This is a genomic window from Streptosporangium carneum, assembly GCF_027922005.1.
In the GTDB taxonomy this organism is placed as follows: Bacteria; Actinomycetota; Actinomycetes; order Streptosporangiales; family Streptosporangiaceae; genus Streptosporangium; species Streptosporangium carneum.
Genome location: NZ_BSEV01000023.1, coordinates 110,380 through 126,004 on the forward strand (window position 1 = coordinate 110,380; position 15,625 = coordinate 126,004).

General features: G+C 71.1%; 13 protein-coding genes. 7 read left to right on the plus strand and 6 right to left on the minus strand.

Annotation, left to right across the window (positions count from 1 at the left end):
• Position 1: 1 nt before the first annotated feature.
• On the plus strand, positions 2-436 hold the full coding sequence (locus tag PKF00_RS34215; RefSeq protein ID WP_271221851.1) for an SRPBCC family protein: 435 nt from the start codon (positions 2-4) through the stop codon (positions 434-436).
• A 64-nt stretch (positions 437-500) separates the two neighbouring features.
• On the opposite strand, the gene PKF00_RS34220 is transcribed toward PKF00_RS34215, so the two are convergent.
• On the minus strand, positions 501-743 hold the full coding sequence (locus tag PKF00_RS34220; RefSeq protein WP_271221852.1) for a hypothetical protein: 243 nt from the start codon (positions 741-743) through the stop codon (positions 501-503).
• Between the two features lie 665 nt (positions 744-1,408).
• On the opposite strand from PKF00_RS34220, the gene PKF00_RS34225 reads away from it, so the two are divergent.
• Both PKF00_RS34225 and PKF00_RS34230 read left to right on the plus strand, forming a co-directional pair.
• Complete coding sequence (locus PKF00_RS34225) at positions 1,409-2,242, plus strand: SDR family oxidoreductase (RefSeq protein ID WP_271221853.1); 834 nt, start codon at positions 1,409-1,411, stop codon at positions 2,240-2,242.
• 201 nt (positions 2,243-2,443) lie between these two features.
• On the plus strand, positions 2,444-3,388 hold the full coding sequence (locus tag PKF00_RS34230) for a sulfite exporter TauE/SafE family protein (protein ID WP_271221854.1): 945 nt from the start codon (positions 2,444-2,446) through the stop codon (positions 3,386-3,388).
• Here the strand turns inward: PKF00_RS34230 and PKF00_RS34235 are convergent.
• From PKF00_RS34235 to PKF00_RS34245, 3 genes are all read right to left on the minus strand, one after another.
• Complete coding sequence (locus tag PKF00_RS34235; protein WP_271221855.1) at positions 3,277-4,560, minus strand: sensor histidine kinase; 1,284 nt, start codon at positions 4,558-4,560, stop codon at positions 3,277-3,279. The genes PKF00_RS34230 and PKF00_RS34235 overlap by 112 nt on opposite strands.
• A 114-nt stretch (positions 4,561-4,674) precedes the next feature.
• The gene (locus PKF00_RS34240) at positions 4,675-5,652 is read right to left on the minus strand and encodes an aldo/keto reductase (RefSeq protein ID WP_271221856.1); all 978 of its coding nucleotides are present in this window, start codon (positions 5,650-5,652) and stop codon (positions 4,675-4,677) included.
• Positions 5,649-5,843 carry a MerR family transcriptional regulator gene (locus PKF00_RS34245; RefSeq protein WP_271221857.1) on the minus strand — a complete coding sequence of 65 codons (195 nt, stop codon included), beginning with the start codon at positions 5,841-5,843 and terminating at the stop codon, positions 5,649-5,651. The genes PKF00_RS34240 and PKF00_RS34245 overlap by 4 nt, the downstream gene beginning before the upstream one ends.
• A gap of 248 nt (positions 5,844-6,091) precedes the next feature.
• On the opposite strand from PKF00_RS34245, the gene PKF00_RS34250 reads away from it, so the two are divergent.
• From PKF00_RS34250 to PKF00_RS34260, 3 genes are all read left to right on the plus strand, one after another.
• Positions 6,092-6,793, plus strand: a complete 702-nt coding sequence (locus PKF00_RS34250; protein ID WP_271221858.1) for a DUF998 domain-containing protein — start codon at positions 6,092-6,094, stop codon at positions 6,791-6,793.
• A gap of 144 nt (positions 6,794-6,937) precedes the next feature.
• Positions 6,938-8,374: a WGR domain-containing protein gene (locus PKF00_RS34255; protein ID WP_271221859.1), complete on the plus strand. Its 1,437-nt coding sequence runs from the start codon at positions 6,938-6,940 to the stop codon at positions 8,372-8,374.
• Between the two features lie 58 nt (positions 8,375-8,432).
• Positions 8,433-8,957, plus strand: a complete 525-nt coding sequence (locus PKF00_RS34260; protein ID WP_271221860.1) for a GNAT family N-acetyltransferase — start codon at positions 8,433-8,435, stop codon at positions 8,955-8,957.
• Between the two features lie 324 nt (positions 8,958-9,281).
• Here PKF00_RS34260 and PKF00_RS34265 read toward each other — a convergent pair whose 3' ends face one another.
• Positions 9,282-11,660 carry a Tex family protein gene (locus PKF00_RS34265; protein ID WP_271221861.1) on the minus strand — a complete coding sequence of 793 codons (2,379 nt, stop codon included), beginning with the start codon at positions 11,658-11,660 and terminating at the stop codon, positions 9,282-9,284.
• Between the two features lie 87 nt (positions 11,661-11,747).
• Positions 11,748-13,472 (minus strand): sialidase family protein, encoded by a 1,725-nt coding sequence (locus PKF00_RS34270; protein WP_271221862.1) that lies wholly within the window; start codon positions 13,470-13,472, stop codon positions 11,748-11,750.
• 249 nt (positions 13,473-13,721) lie between these two features.
• On the opposite strand from PKF00_RS34270, the gene PKF00_RS34275 reads away from it, so the two are divergent.
• Complete coding sequence (locus tag PKF00_RS34275; RefSeq protein ID WP_271221863.1) at positions 13,722-15,434, plus strand: beta-N-acetylhexosaminidase; 1,713 nt, start codon at positions 13,722-13,724, stop codon at positions 15,432-15,434.
• Positions 15,435-15,625 lie beyond the last annotated feature (191 nt).

A 15,625-nucleotide genomic window follows, 5' to 3' on the forward strand; every position in this document is an offset into this window, starting at 1 on the left:
CATGCCGAAGGCCACGCTTCATCACACCTTTCACGTTCGCAACACTCCGGGCGCGCTCAAGGCGCACCTGAGCCAGCCGCAGAGCTATGTGGGGCTCTCTCCGCTGGTGATCGCGGTCAAGGACGTCCAGCGGGGGGAGAAGGAGACGCGCTACACCTCGGTCGAGCGCCCCAGGTTCCTCGGCCTCGTCAAGTACGACAGCCTGACCAGGGTGACGCTCCGGAGCACGCCGGAGACGGTGGAGGGGGAGGCGGCCGGTCCCGGCGGGGTCCGCCTCGCCTACCGGTTCACTCTGACGGAGAAGGACGGCGGCACCGAGGTCGGGGACACACTCGTGGTGCACGCCTGGAACCGCACGCTGCTGGGCTACGCGGTGCGCAGGGCGCGTGGGGCGCAGCTCGCGCGCGCCGGGATCCTCGTCGCGCGTCTGGGCTGAGGGGCCGGGGCGGGTCCGGGCCGGGAGGCGTCGCTCCGCCGGTCTGCCGCCCGCTCGGGCCGGGTCAGTAGGCGCCCTTCGCCCGGCTCCCGCCCGCGTCGGCGAGCTTCAGGTGGCTCGTCCAGGAGATGCCCTGCCCGGTCCGGGGGCGCGAGTCTCCCGCCTGCCCCGAGGGTGGCTCCAGCGGGAAGGCCGCGGAGGCCGCGGAGGCCGCGGCGGGAAGGAACGTCGCGGACACGGCCCCGAGGGCCACGCTGCCGAGAGCCGCGGCGAGCAGGGCGAGGGCGAGTCTCTTCGAGGGTTTCATTCGTCACTCCGTGAAGGTAAAGGGGGGTTCGGGAAGGTGCCGCGGATGTCTTGGCGGACACGAGTCGATTACTCCCCTGTTGCTTTTCCCGGTAAACGGGAAAAGCTCTGTATCAATGTTCGAGCGAAGTGTCGGAAATAAAATTAAATATGCGCTTATTATGGGTTGATTGGTGACTTCTGTGGCCGCCTCCGGGTGCTCGGGGCTCCCTCCCGGGGGCGGTGAGTCTCCTCGCGCGGCCTCCGCGCCACCCCTCGTGCCGCCTGTCGTGCCACCTGTTCGGATGTCGCCATGCCCGTGACCTCGCGGGCGACGTTCGGCGTGTTCGCAAGGGCGGCGCGACCCGTCGTCGGAACGAGGCGCTCCCGGTGCGGGCGTCCCGCGGGCGGGAAACCCGGGCGTCCCGGCTGCGTGCCGCTCCGGACGGGCGTTTTCGGGCCCCGATGGACGTCTCCCGTGGGAACGGCGGCGGGAGGCGGTATTCGGACGGTCTTCTCAGGCTCCCGCCGTACACCTTAATGCTTTTTTGGTTTTAGGTGTCATGTCAGATTATTTATTTCCTTCAGGTGTGAAACGGGTGTGCCGCGCAGATGGGGAAAAGCATGCGAAGCCGCCCGGTGTGCTCCCTGGCGGGCCCAAGGGGGCACGCCCGGTAACTTCTCCCCATGACCACCATCGCTGTCACAGGAGCCACAGGCAGGCTGGGCGGGCGCGTCGCCGCCAGGCTCGCCGCCGCAGGGACCGACCAGAGGCTCGTCGTCCGTGACCCCGCCCGCGCGCCGCGGCTCGCCGGGGCGCAGGTCGCGCAGGCCGACTTCGCGGACACCGAGGCGGTGCGCCGGGCCCTCGAGGGGGTCGGGACCGTGCTCATGGTCTCGGCGTCCGAGGCCCCCGACCGCGTCGCCCAGCACCGTTCCTTCGTGGACGCCGCGATCGCCGCGGGAGTCGGCCACCTGGTGTACGTCTCCTTCTACGGAGCCGCTCCCGACGCCACGTTCACCCTCGCCCGCGACCACTGGGCGACCGAGCAGCACATCCGGGCCCAGGGAGTGCCCTTCACGTTCCTGCGGGACAACATGTACGCCGACCTCCTGCCCCTGATGGTCGGCGAGGACGGCGTCCTGCGCGGTCCCGCGAAGCAGGGGAGGGCGACGGTGGTCGCCCTTGACGACATCGCCGACGCCGCCGTCACCGTCCTGGGCTCGCCCGGCGAGCACGCGGGCGCGACCTACGACCTGACCGGTCCCGAGGCGCTCACCCTCGACGAGATCGCCGCGACCATCTCCGAGGTCACGGGACGCGCGGTCTCCTACCACTCGGAGACGGTCGAGGAGGCCTACCGCTCCAGGGCCCACTACGGCGCCCCCGACTGGGAGGTCGACGCGTGGGTCTCGACCTACACGGCCATCGCCAACGGTGAGCTGGACGGCGTGAGCGACGCCGTCCCCCGTCTGACGGGACGTCCCGCCACGTCCCTGGCCGCCCTGCTCGCTCCCTGAGCCAGGCCGCCGCCCGCGCCCGGCTGCCGGCCCGGCCTCCACCGGAAAGCGTCGATCCCGACTTTTCCGGTCCTCTCGGGGGGATTATCGCCCCCTGAGGGGAACCCTCAAGGGAGGTCCGGATACGGCACCGCAGCGTGACCCGATCAGCAAGCAGACGTGATTCCGTCAGGAAAGCAGGGAAAATCGGAAGAGGTTCTCATGCGCGCTCTCATACTCCTGGGCTTCGTGGGCTTCGTGGCCCAACTGGTGGACGGCAGTCTGGGCATGGCCTACGGCGTCACCTCGACGACGCTGCTCCTGGCGGCGGGGACCAATCCCGCCGCCGCCTCGGCCACCGTCCACCTCGCCGAGATCGGCACCACCCTCGCCTCCGGGATCTCCCACTGGCGCTTCGGCAACATCGACTGGGGAGTCGTCGGGAAGATCGGCATTCCCGGCGCTCTGGGCGCCTTCGCGGGAGCCACCTTCCTGAGCAGCCTGTCGACCGAGACGGCCTCGCCGATCATGTCGACCATCCTGCTGGCCCTCGGCGCGTACGTGCTGGTCCGCTTCACCGTCTTCGGCCTGCCGCGCGGCAACCTGCACAAGCCGTTGCGCAAGCGTTTCCTCGCCCCGCTCGGCCTGGCCGCGGGATTCGTCGACTCCACCGGCGGTGGCGGCTGGGGGCCTGTCGGCACCCCGGCCATCCTGGCCAGCGGCCGGCTGGCGCCGCGCAAGGTGATCGGCTCCATCGACGCCAGCGAGTTCCTCGTCGCCGTCGCGGCGAGCACGGGTTTCCTCGTCGGACTCGGCTCGAAGAACATCGACTTCGCCTGGGTGGCCGTCCTGCTCCTCGGCGGCGTCCTCGCTGCCCCCATCGCCGCCTGGCTGGTGCGCCACATCCCGCCGCGCGTTCTGGGGTCGGCCGTCGGCGGCCTGATCATCCTCACCAACGCGCGCACCCTGCTGCGCGGCGAGTGGCTGCACGCCTCCGACGGGGTGCGGACGGTCGTCTACTCCGCGATCGTCGCCCTCTGGGCCGCGGCGCTCGCCTACTCGGTGCGTGAGTACCGCCGCGACCGGGCCGCCGAGTCCGTCGAGGGCGTCGAGTCCGGGCTCCGTCGCAGGGGCGACGAGCAGGAGGCCGCGGCCCCCGCGGGGTAGGGCGTCCGCCAGGACTGCCCGGCCAGCGGGAACGTGACCCGCACGCCGTACCCTCCTTCGCGCAGCGGGCCCGTCGACAGATCGCCGTGGAAGAGCGTGACCCGCTCGCGCATGCCGATCAGCCCGTGCCCGGCCGCGCCCGTGTTCCCGGCTGCGCCCGTGTTCCCGGCGCGGCCGTCGCGGGGTCCCTCGTCGAGGATCTCGAGGTCGAGCGACCTGTTCCGGTAGGAGATCGTCACCCCGGCCGAGGTGGGGCCCGCGTGCCGCAGGGTGTTGGAGAGCGCCTCCTGGACGATCCGGTACGCCGACAGGTCGAGGCCCGTCGGGAGCGGGACCTGGTCGCCCTCGACGCTCAGACGCACGTCGAGCCCGGCCAGCCTCATCTGCTCGACCAGGTCGTCGAGCCGCGCCAGGCAGGGCTGCGGGGTCAGCCCGTCCCCCTCGGAGCCGGTGCGGAGCAGCCCGAGGATGCGACGCAGTTCCTCGACAGCGTCACGGCCCGTCTGCTCGACCACGGTCAGCGCCTCGCGCTCGGTGGCCTGCTCCGGCCTGAGCATCAGCCGTGCCGCTCCCGCCTGCATGACCATGACGCTGACGCTGTGCGCGACGACGTCGTTGAGCTCCCGGGCGATCCGGGTGCGCTCCTCGGCGACCGCCTCGCGGGCGAGCAGTTCCGCGTGCTCCCGCGCCTGGACCGCCATCTCCCGGTAACGCCGTACGGCGACGCCCGCCCCGCCCGCGATGAAGGTCATCCCCAGCGCGACGGCCACGTCTCCCGCCTGCGGCGGCTCAACGGGGACGATCAGCATGACGGTGACGAACGCCGCCGTCATGACCGCTCCGGCGACGGTCCGCGGGTCGCGGGGCGACGCCTTGCCGAGCAGGGCGAACAGCAGCAGGAGCTGGACGTAGAACTGCCAGGCGGTCACCGGCTCGCCGGACCGCCACAGCGCCACGGTGATCACCGGTGAGTACAGGCACATCACGGTGAACGGCGCGCGCCTGCGCAGCAGGACCAGCGCCGAGGCGGCGATCGCGGCCGCGATCCACCACCCCCGAGGGGGATGGCCTGTCACGTGGGCGCGCAGGTCGAGCTCCTCGATGACGGAGAGCGTCGCCACGACCACCGCGAGCAGCCAGTCGATCGCGTTGAGGGGACGGCAGTGCTCCATGAGGTGAGGGTAAAGCGGACAAGCGGTCGGTGAAATCCACCTTGAGAGGGATAAGGGACTTGTGTTGGCCGGTGAACGGGGAGCCTCCGCTCAGGGCTGAGGCTCCCCGTGAGGTCAGAGCTCGACCGAGGACATGTCCGGGTAGCGGTCGCCGAGCGCGCCCCCCGCGGGCACCGCGGCCTCGAGCGCGGCGATCTGCCCGGCGGTCAGCGTGACGTCGGCCGCCGCCGCGTTCTCCTCCAGGTAACGCAGCCGCTTGGTGCCCGGGATCGGGATGACGTCCTCGCCCCTGGTCAGCAGCCAGGCCAGGGAGAGCTGGGCCGGAGTGCAGCCGACCTCCTCGGCGATCTTGCGGACCTCGGCGACGAGCTCCTCGTTGCGTGTTCCGTTCTCCCCGGCGAACCGGGGCAGGTGCTTGCGGAAGTCGTCGTCGGGCAGCTGCTCCGCGGGCCCCAGCGTGCCGCCCAGCAGTCCCCGGCTGATCGGCGAGTAGGCGACGAGCGCGATGCCCAGCTCCCTGGCCGTGGGCAGGATCTCCGCCTCGATGCCCCGGGTGAACAGGGAGTACTCGCTCTGCAGGGCGGAGATCGGATGCGTGGCGTGCGCCTTCCTGAGCGTGTCCGCGTTCACCTCGGACAGCCCGATCCGGCCGACCTTGCCCGCCGTGACGAGCTCGGCCATCGCGCCGACGGTGTCCTCGATCGGCACGTTCGGGTCGCGGCGGTGCAGGTAGTACAGGTCGATGCGGTCGGTGCCCAGCCGGCTGAGCGAGGCCTCGACCGCCCGCCTGACGTAGGCGGGGCGGCCGTCGACGGCGCGTTCGGCGCCCTCGCCCCTGACGATGCCGAACTTGGTGGCCAGCACCACCTCGTCCCTGCGGTCCCTGATCGCCCGCCCCACCAGTTCCTCGTTGTGGCCTCTGCCGTACATGTCGGCGGTGTCGAGGAAGTCGACCCCGAGGTCGAGGGCGCGGTGGATGACCGCGATCGACTCGGCCTCGTCGGCCGTGCCGTAGAACTCCGACATTCCCATGCAGCCGAGCCCGATGGCCGAGACCTCGGGGCCTTTCCGGCCAAGACGACGCCTGTTCATTGATGCTCCAGTGCCTTGTAGAAGTCGATCCTGTGATCGAGGACTCCCAGGTCCTCGGTGAGTCGCGTGATCTGCGTGATCCGTGTCCTGACCCGTTCCCGGCGGGCCTCCGGCGTCCGCCGTCGCTCGGCCGAGGTCTCCGGCCCCCGCCTGCGCGGCTCCGCGGGGCGACACATGTCGGCGATCCCCATGCGAACCACCCTGCCCCCTGGAGTGCGCTCCAGGTCAAGCGGGGTGGGCGGGCACTCCATCCCGGGGGCGCGACCCTGAGGAGGAGGACCCTACCGTCGGTGGTCTTCGCCCAGCTCAAAGGCATGGTACGGCGGGCATTCCCCGGAGGCGGGCCCTACCTTCACCCGGGGTCCCTCCGGGATCTGTCAGGGGCGCCTGGGGATCATTTCGGGTATTCCCAGCTCAAGCCCCTCGCCATGGTTGAGCCATGGGACGTGAGGTTTCTTCAGGATCGGCGATGCTCCTCGGCGGCTACGCGGCGATCGGCGCCGGGGCCGTGGCGATGGTGGGGCTGCACCTGGCCACCGGTCTCGACCCGGTGCACACCGTGATCAGCGAGTACGCGTTCGAGCCCGACGGCTGGCTGCTGCCCGTCTCCCTCACGCTCTTCGCCCTGGGCGCGACCGTTTTCGGAGGCGTCCTGGCCCGGCGCGGTGAGGACCGCGGCGCCGCGACGCTGGTCTGGGTCTGGGGTCTGTGCATGCTTCTGATCGGAGCCTTCCCCACCGACCAGCCCGGCGTGCCGCTGTCGATGTCCGGTGGCATCCACCGGTACGCGGCGTTCGTGGCCTTCCTGACGATGCCGGTGGCGGGCCTGATCCTGGCCCGGCGGTACGCCGCCAGCCCCTACGCCAGGCACGTGCGGCTGCTGAGCCTGGCCTCGCTGGGCGTGCTGGTGCTGGTGGTCGCTCCCTACGTGGTGCGGATGTTCGGGATCGACCTGACGAACGACGACATCCCCGCCGGAGTGACCCAGCGGCTGGTCGTGGTCTTCGAGGTGGCGGTGCTCATGATGCTCGGCCTGGTGCTGCGGGTCCGCCACGGGCGCGCCCGTCGCCCGTTCCCCCGGACCGCCCGCGCGGGCCTGTCCGGCGGGCGCGCCCCTGTCGCGGGCTCCGTGGCCCGGTAGCCCGAATCCGGTAGCCCGAATCCGGCGGCTCGGACCCGGGGGCGGTGGTTGGCGGATTGAAAGATGGCGCTTCAGAGGAAAAGACGTGATTTGTCGGCCTACTGCCGTACGCTCCCGAAAAGTCAATCAATGGAGAGGTGTGGCATGGCGGCACGGAGCACGTACCTGGAGCTGTCCGAGGACGGCGGAAGCTCCCACAAGTTCTACGAGGTCGTGCACGACGGGCTGCAGGTGACCATCAGCTACGGCAGGATCGGCGAGCCGGGGCAGACCAAGATTTCGGCCTTCGCCACCGAGGAGAAGGCCGCCGCCGCGGCGGCGAAGAAGGTCGGGGAGAAGGTCCGCAAGGGATACGCCCCCGCGGTGCGCGGAGTGCGTCAGCGCCGCGCGGTGACCCGGCGCAGCGTGGAGAGCGTCCGCTCGACCGCCACCCAGGCGCCGGTGCTGTGGCGCTTCGCCAGCGGCGCGGCGGCGTTCGGCATCTTCGTCGACTCGGAGCGCTGCTGGGTCGGCAACCAGAGGGGCGACGTCTACACCGTCACCCACGAGGGCACCGTCACCGGCCGCTTCCGGCTGCCGGACGGCGTGAAGTGCATCGTCGGCGACGACTTCTGGATCTACGCGGGAGCCGACGACGGCAAGGTCTACGACCTCAGCGGGAAGGTGCCCAGGGTCGCGTACGAGATCGCCGAGGACGTCGACATCTACTGGCTGGACATCCACGACGGCGTGCTCGGCGTCTCCGACCGGGCGGGCCGGATCACCACCATCGACCACGAGGACGAGTTCCAGTGGGCACGCAAGGGGCGGGGCGACTCGGCCTGGATGGTCCGCTGCGACGACGACGCCGTCTACCACGGTCACTCGACCGGAGTGGCCCGCTACGACGCCGCCGACGGCACGCCGATCTGGGAGAGCGGCGTCGCGGGCGCGGTGCTGTTCGGCTGGCAGGAGGCGGACTCGGTCTACGCCGGCACGGCCCGCGGCGCCGTGCACCGGCTCAGCAAGAAGGACGGCACGACCGAGGCGGTCTACCGCTGCGACGCCACGGTCTTCTCCTGCGCCACCGCCCCCGGCGGCCGCTACGTCTTCGCCGGGGACAACCACTCCTCCGTCTACTGCTTCGACCAGAGCGGCGAGCGCCTGTGGAAGCTGGCCACCGGCTGCGGCTCCGCCTTCTCCATGCAGTACCTCGACGACCGCCTCTACATCGTGACCACCGACGGCACCCTGGCCTGCATCGACGCGACCGAGGAGGCGATCAGGGCGGCGCAGGCGGGCACGGTCCCCGAACCGGTCGACGTCAAGGCGGCGGCGAGCCTGGCCGTGGTCGAACCGGCCGCCGTGCTGGAGACCGTGGTGCTGGACACCGTCCCCGGCGAAGGCGTGGTCGTCGAGTGCTTCAGGGAGGGCGAGCGGCTGCGGGTCAGGGTGATCAGCGAGGGCTACGACCAGGGCTGGAACGTGCAGTTCCCCAAGGGCGTGCGCGAGGCGGGCGCGCGCTACCTCGTCGAAGGCGTCCGTCACTCGGCGCGGGGCGGTTTCTACCGCGCCTACGGCGACATCAGGCGCCTGCTCTGATCGGGCCGCACGGAAAACCCTTGTCCTTCGAAGGGGGCTCGCGGCTAGGGTTCTGGCCATGCTTCGTGGAGACAGGGTCCTGCTGAGAGCCTTGACCAAAGACGACGCCGTCGCCCTCCACCGGATGCACGACGAGGTGGAGACGACGGCGGGCACGATCACCGTGCCGTGGGTTCCCGAGCCGACCGAGCGGGTCGTCACCCGCCACGAGCAGCGGGAGCCCGATCCGGCCAACGTCGAGTTCGCCGTCGAGTCCCTTTCCGACGGCGAACTGCTCGGCGTGGCCATCCTCTGGGGCGTCGACACCCACAACCGCAACGCCCACCTGGGGATCTCACTGCTGCCGGAGGCGCGAGGTCAGGGGTTCGCCCCCGACACACTGCGGGTGCTGTGCTACTACGCCTTCCAGATCCGCGGCCTGAACCGACTGGGGCTGGAGACGCTCACCACCAACACCCCGATGATCGCCTCCGCGGAGAAGGCAGGCTTCCGCCGCGAGGGCACACTCAGGGGTCTCTCCTGGGTGGCGGGCGCCTTCGTCGACGAGGCGCTGTTCGGCCTGCTCGCCGCCGACTTCTCCTGACCCGGCCCGCAGCCGGCGGCGCGAAAACCCTGCGGTCACCGGGTGATCGCGGGGTTGGGTGCGCCCTCACCGGTTCAGGACGCTCCAGGGCACCGGCACGGCGAGTGCCTGCGCGGTGTCCGCCAGGGGGCGGGACCCGTGTGCCCTCACCGGTTCGGGACGGTCCGAGGCGGCGAGTGCCTGCGCGGTGTCCGCCAGGGGGCGGGACCCGTGTGCCCTCACCGGCTCAGGACGGTCCACGGCGCCGGTACGGCGAGCGCCTGCGCGGCGCCGACCGGCGCTCGTGGGCGGCGCCTGACCTGGTGAAGGCGTGCGGTGACCGGGTCAGCGGCCGTTGCCGGAGCCGTCGAGGCCGGCGCGGCGCAGGGCCTCGGCCATCGCGCCGCTCGGCGCGCCGCGCTGGCCGCCGCGGTCCTGCCGTCCCTGCCCTTGTCCCTGTCCCTGCCTCTGCCCCTGTCCTCGTCCCTGCCTGCCGTTGCGGCCGCCGTTCTCCCGCCGGTCGCCGTTTCCGCGTTCGCCGCCCGTCTGGTCGCGCCTGCCCGAGCCCTTGGCGGGCTCGTCGTCCAGGCGCAGGGTGAGCGAGATGCGCTTGCGGGGGATGTCGACGTCGAGCACCTTCACCCGGACGATGTCGCCGGGCTTGACCACCTCGCGCGGGTCCTTCACGAAGTTGTGCGACAGCGCGGAGACGTGCACCAGGCCGTCCTGGTGCACGCCGACGTCGACGAACGCGCCGAAGGCCGCGACGTTGGTGACGACCCCTTCCAGCAGCATGCCCGCCTTGAGGTCGGACAGCTTCTCCACGCCCTCCTTGAACGTCGCGGTCTTGAAGGCGGGGCGCGGGTCGCGGCCCGGCTTCTCCAGTTCGGACAGGATGTCGGTGACGGTCGGCAGACCGAAGGTCTCGTCCACGAAGTCCTGCGGCCTCAGGGACCGCAGGACCGTGCTGTTGCCGATCAGAGAGGTGATGTCGCCGCCGCCGGCCGACAGGATCCGGCGCACCACGGGGTAGGCCTCCGGATGCACGCTGGAGGCGTCCAGCGGGTCGTCGCCGCCGGGGATGCGCAGGAAGCCCGCGCACTGCTCGAAGGCCTTCGGGCCGAGCCTGGCGACGTCCTTGAGCGCCTTGCGGGAGCGGAACGGGCCGTTGGCGTCGCGGTGCTGGACGATGTTCTCCGCGAGGGTGGAGCCGATGCCGGAGACGCGGGTCAGCAACGGGGCCGACGCGGTGTTGACGTCCACGCCGACCGCGTTCACACAGTCCTCGACCACCGCGTCGAGCGAACGGGAGAGCTTGGTCTCCGCGAGGTCGTGCTGGTACTGCCCGACGCCGATCGACTTCGGATCGATCTTGACGAGCTCGGCCAGCGGGTCCTGCAGGCGGCGCGCGATCGAGACGGCCCCGCGGAGCGAGACGTCCATCCCAGGAAGCTCCTGGGAGGCGAAGGCGGAGGCGGAGTAGACCGACGCCCCGGCCTCGGACACCACGATCTTGGTGAGTCCGGGGACCAGCTTCACCAGCTCGCCCGCGAGCTTGTCGGTCTCCCGCGAGGCGGTGCCGTTGCCGATGGAGACCAGCTCCACGTCGTGCTTCTTGGCGAGCGCGGCCAGCGTGGCCAGCGACTCGTCCCAGCGCCTGCGCGGCTCATGGGGGTAGATCGTGTCGGTGGCCAGCACCTTGCCGGTCGCGTCGACCACGGCGACCTTGACGCCGGTGCGCAGCCCGGGGTCGAGGCCCATGGTGGCGCGGCTTCCCGCGGGGGCGGCCAGCAGCAGGTCACGGAGGTTGGCGGCGAAGACGCGCACCGCCTCGTCCTCGGCCGCCTGCCACATGCGCATCCGCAGGTCGATGCCCAGATGGACCAGGATCCGGGTGCGCCAGGCCCAGCGCACCGTGTCCGCCAGCCACTTGTCCGCCGGCCTTCCCTGGTCGGAGATGCCGAAGCGGTGCGCCACGCGCCCCTCGTACGTGCCGGTCGGCTCGGGCTCGGGCTCCAGGGTGAGGGTGAGGACCTCCTCCTTCTCCCCCCTGAACATCGCCAGGATCCGGTGGGAGGGAAGCTTGGCGAACGGCTCGGCGAAGTCGAAGTAGTCGGAGAACTTGGCCCCCTCCTCCTCCTTGCCCTCGCGGACCGCCGCGACCAGGCGGCCCTTGGTCCACATCCGCTCGCGCAGTTCTCCGACCAGGTCGGCGTCCTCGCCGAACCGCTCGACCAGGATCGCCCGCGCTCCGTCCAGCGCGGCGGCCGCGTCGGCGACCCCCTCGCCGACGAACGCCGCCGCCGCGGCCTGCGGGTCGACCGACGGGTCGGAGAGCAGGCCGTCGGCGAGTGGTTCGAGCCCGGCCTCCCTGGCGATCTGCGCCTTGGTCCGCCGCTTCGGCTTGTAGGGCAGGTAGATGTCCTCGAGCCTGGCCTTGGAGTCCGCCGCCGCGATCTGCGCGGCCAGGGCGTCGTCGAGCTTGCCCTGGGCGCTGATCGACTCCAGGATCGCCGTGCGACGCTCCTCCAGCTCGCGCAGGTAGCGCAGCCGCTCCTCGAGCGTGCGCAGCTGCGCGTCGTCGAGCATCTCGGTCGCTTCCTTGCGGTAGCGGGCGATGAACGGCACGGTGGCCCCGCCGTCGAGCAGCTCGACCGCCGCCTGCACCTGCCGCTCGCGCACCCCCAGCTCTTCGGCGATCCGCTGATGAATAGACGTGGTCACGATCTCTCTTCCCTTGTGGTGGCAGCCACCAAGCTACCGCGTGCGACGCGGGCGGGGCCGCCTATGGGAGACAGATCGGCGGGCGGATCACAGGAGAGGGGCGGCGGGCTCCTGGCGGGTGGGAGTCAGGCGCGTCCACTCGACGGTCGCCTCGGCGGCGTTGCCGCCGGGAGTGCCGGTCACCCAGTGGGCGACCTGGGGTCTTTCCCTGCTGTCCTGGACGACCCAGGTGGCCCCCGTGTCCGCGCCCTCGCGGAACAGGCGGGCGATCCCGGAGCTGTCCACGCTCACCTTCCAGGTGGCGAGCCGCCCCGCGGTGTCCAGGGAGTAGACCTTCTCCCAGACGGAGGAGCCCTTCCTCATCGTCCAGACCCCGCTGCGCTGGACCGTCAGCATGAGCCGCCTGGCGCCGTTGGAGACCTTCGCGCCGAGACAGACCCCGTTGCCCGTACGGGGGTCCAGCGCGCTGTCGTCGTCGACCCTGCCCCTGAACTCCAGGGTGAAGTCGCAGCTCCTGGAGATGTCGAGGCCGCAGGAGGCCTGGGACGGCCGGGCGTCGGCGCTCCTGAGGCGGATCCTGCCCGCGCTGATCCGCGCGCCGCCGCTCAGCGTCCAGTCGCCGGTGAGCAGGTCGCCGCCGCCGAAGGGGCGGGAGACGTCCAGTCTGGCCACCTTGACGTTGGTCTGGTTGTGCTCCCAGACGACGAAGAACCGTCCCGGTTCGTACTCGTCGGCACTGGGGTAGACGTCCCACCCCCTGGCCGCGCCCTTCGTCAGCCTGGGGCCGTCGGCGAAGAGGCGTCCCGGCTCCCACGGCTCTCCCGGACGCTTGACCTTGTAGTGCAGGACCTCTCGGTACTGGTCCGGCCTGCTCGCCGAGGTCCCGGTGAGCGGCCCGGCGAACGTGTTGTAGATCGCGAGGTAGCGGCCAGTCGAGTCGCCGCAGAAGAACGTCTTGACGTAGTAGTTGGGCAGGTTCGCGTCCAGCGTCATCGGCGACCACGTCAGCCCGCCGTCCGAGCTGGTCGCCGTGGCGCAGTGGGCGGCGTGCGTCCGGTAGTGCGCGTCGCGCTCGGCCGCGGAGGTTCCGCCGGTCAGGTCGAGGGCGCGGGTCACCATCACCAGCGTGCCGGGGACGTCGTGGGAGGGGGCGATCTGCGGTTCCTCGATCACCACGCCGGGCGGGTTCTCCGCGAGCGCGCCCGAGGTCCAGGTGACCAGGTCGGCCGAGCGCAGCACGCCCGCCCTGTTCGTCCCCCTCGCGTGCCGCCAGTACGGCACCAGCCACACCCCGCCGTGCCTGAGCGGTTTGCCCGCGACGACCACGCCCCTGGAGTTGCCGGGAACGTCGACGGTGATGGGGAAGTCGGTCCACGTCCTGCCGTCGTCGGAGCTCCTCTTGGCCACCATCGAGACAGGAAAGCCGTCGACGTCGTTCTCCGCGTCGCGGTCCCTGTCGATCGTGATGCGCCCGAGCAGCGCGTAGAGCGTGCCCCCGTCCTTGAGGAACATCACGTAGTGGTAGCGGTGGACGGCGGTCGCCGCGGCCAGCGTGCCGACCTTCCAGGTCGCTCCGCCGTCGCCCGACCTGGCGTACATGATGGAGCCCTGGTCCGTCGGCGTGGGATCCCTGGCGTCCCGCAGTCCGGCCCGCCAGGCGACCACCAGACGCCTGGCGTCGAGGGCGACGATGTCGGGGACACGGTTGCCCTCGTGCGCGAGCTCGCCGTCCGGCCCCCTCTCCACGACGCCGTAGACGGTGACGGGGGCGGTGACGTCTGATCCGACGACGTCGGTTTCCGGCCAGGACATGGATCACAGCGAACAGGCAGGGGGTGGCCGAGGGGTTGCCTGAAGGTTACGTCTGGGCGACCTTCGCTCCCCGCCACGGGACATGAGGGTGGTGTTCGTCTTGACGACGGCCGATCCGTCGACAAGGGTTACCAATCAGTTGAATACGTTCTGACTGGTTGTTCAGCTTGTTCGCCGTTTGTCATTTCCTGTCCAGTCTTTGCCCTGCCCCTGTCTCTGTCCCTGCCCGCTTGAACACGCGAGGTCGCCATGGGTGCCGCCGTACCGCCGGTCCTGGATCGCCTGCGACGTTTCCGGTTCGCCCACTTCGCCGTCGTCTCGCTTCTCGTGGCGGGCACGGGGTTGGCGCAGGTCGCCGGACCCGGCTGGTTCGCCCCCGGCGCGACCGCCCCGGGGCGGGCCGCTCCGGAGCAGGCCGCCTCGGGGTCCGGCGGCCCGGCGTCCGGCGTCGCCTCGCCGGACGGCGTCGTACCCGTGCCCGTCTCGGTGCGGCCCGTCCCCGGCACGGCGTACACGCTGTCGAAGGACACGCGCATCTTCACCCAGCCGGGTTCGGCCCAGGCGGAGGAGGTCGGTGCCTACCTCGCCGGTGTCCTGCGTCCCTCGACCGGATACGCGTTGCCGGTCACGGCGGCCGGAGCCGGAGCCAGGGGCGGCATCTCCCTGCTGTTGACCGGAGCCGACCCCGTGATCGGTTCCGAGGGGTACCGGCTCGACGTGACCACGGGCGCGGTGGTGATCCGCGCGCGGACGGCCGCGGGGCTCTTCAACGGCGTGCAGACGCTGCGCCAGCTGTTCCCGCCCGAGATCGAGAGCGCCACCGTCAGGCCCGGGCCGTGGACGGCGCCCGGCACGCGGATCGTGGACCACCCGAGGTTCTCCTACCGGGGGGCCATGCTCGACGTCGCCCGGCACTTCCACCCGGTGGAGACGGTCAAGCGGTACATCGACCGGATCGCCCTCTACAAGATCAACCATCTGCACCTGCACCTCTCGGACGACCAGGGCTGGCGCATCGCCGTCGACAGCAGACCGCGCCTGACCGCCCACGGCGGCAGCACCCAGGTCGGCGGCGGGCCGGGAGGTTTCTACACCAAGGAGCAGTACCGCCAGATCGTCGACCACGCGGCGCGACGGCACGTCACGATCGTCCCCGAGATCGACCTGCCGGGACACACCAACGCCGCGCTCGCCTCCTACGCCGAACTGAACTGCGACGGCGTCGCCCCACCCCTCTACACCGGCACCGTCGTGGGGTTCAGCTCGCTGTGCACGACCAAGGAGAGCACCTACGTCTTCGTCAAGGAGGTCCTCGACGAGATCGCCGCGCTGACGCCGGGCCCCTACCTGCACATAGGGGGAGACGAGGCGAAGGCGACCCCGCTCGACCAGTACGCCGCGTTCATGAACCGGACCCAGCCCCTGACGGTCGCGACGGGCAAGACGGTCATGGGCTGGCACCAGATCGGCGAACCCGGGGTGCGGCACTCCCCGGGGCGCGTCGCGCAGTACTGGGGCCTGACCGCCTCCGATCCGCTGGTGACCGGCGCCGTGTCGCAGGGCGCGCGGGTGGTCATGTCGCCCGCGAACAAGACCTACCTCGACATGAAGTACACCCGGGAGACCGTGCCGGGCCAGAGGTGGGCGGGCTACATCGAGGTGCGCGACGCCTACGACTGGGACCCGGGCTCCTATCTCGACGGCGTTCCGGCCTCGGCCGTGCTCGGGGTCGAGGCGCCGCTGTGGACCGAGACGATCAGCACGGAGAAGCAGATCGAGTACATGGCGTTCCCCCGGCTGCCCGCCGTCGCCGAACTCGGCTGGTCGCCGTGGACGTCACACGACTGGGAAGCCTTCCGCCACCGCCTCGCCGCCCAGGGACCGCGATGGACGACCATGGGCATCGACTTCTACCGCTCCCCTCAGGTGCCCTGGCGGGGTTCGTCCTCCGGCGGGGACTGATCGGGTGTTTCCTTGGGGTGTTCGCCGGATTCGCTGACGGGACTGAGGTTTGGTTCGCTGGGGGTGTCGGGCGGTGCTTGGTCTTTTGGTTTTTGTTTTCTGGGCTGGGCTTGGTTCGCGTGGAGGGGGGCGGGTGGTCCGGCCGGCCGTCTCAGCTGAGCTCTGGCGGATTCAGGCCTCCGGCCTGGCGG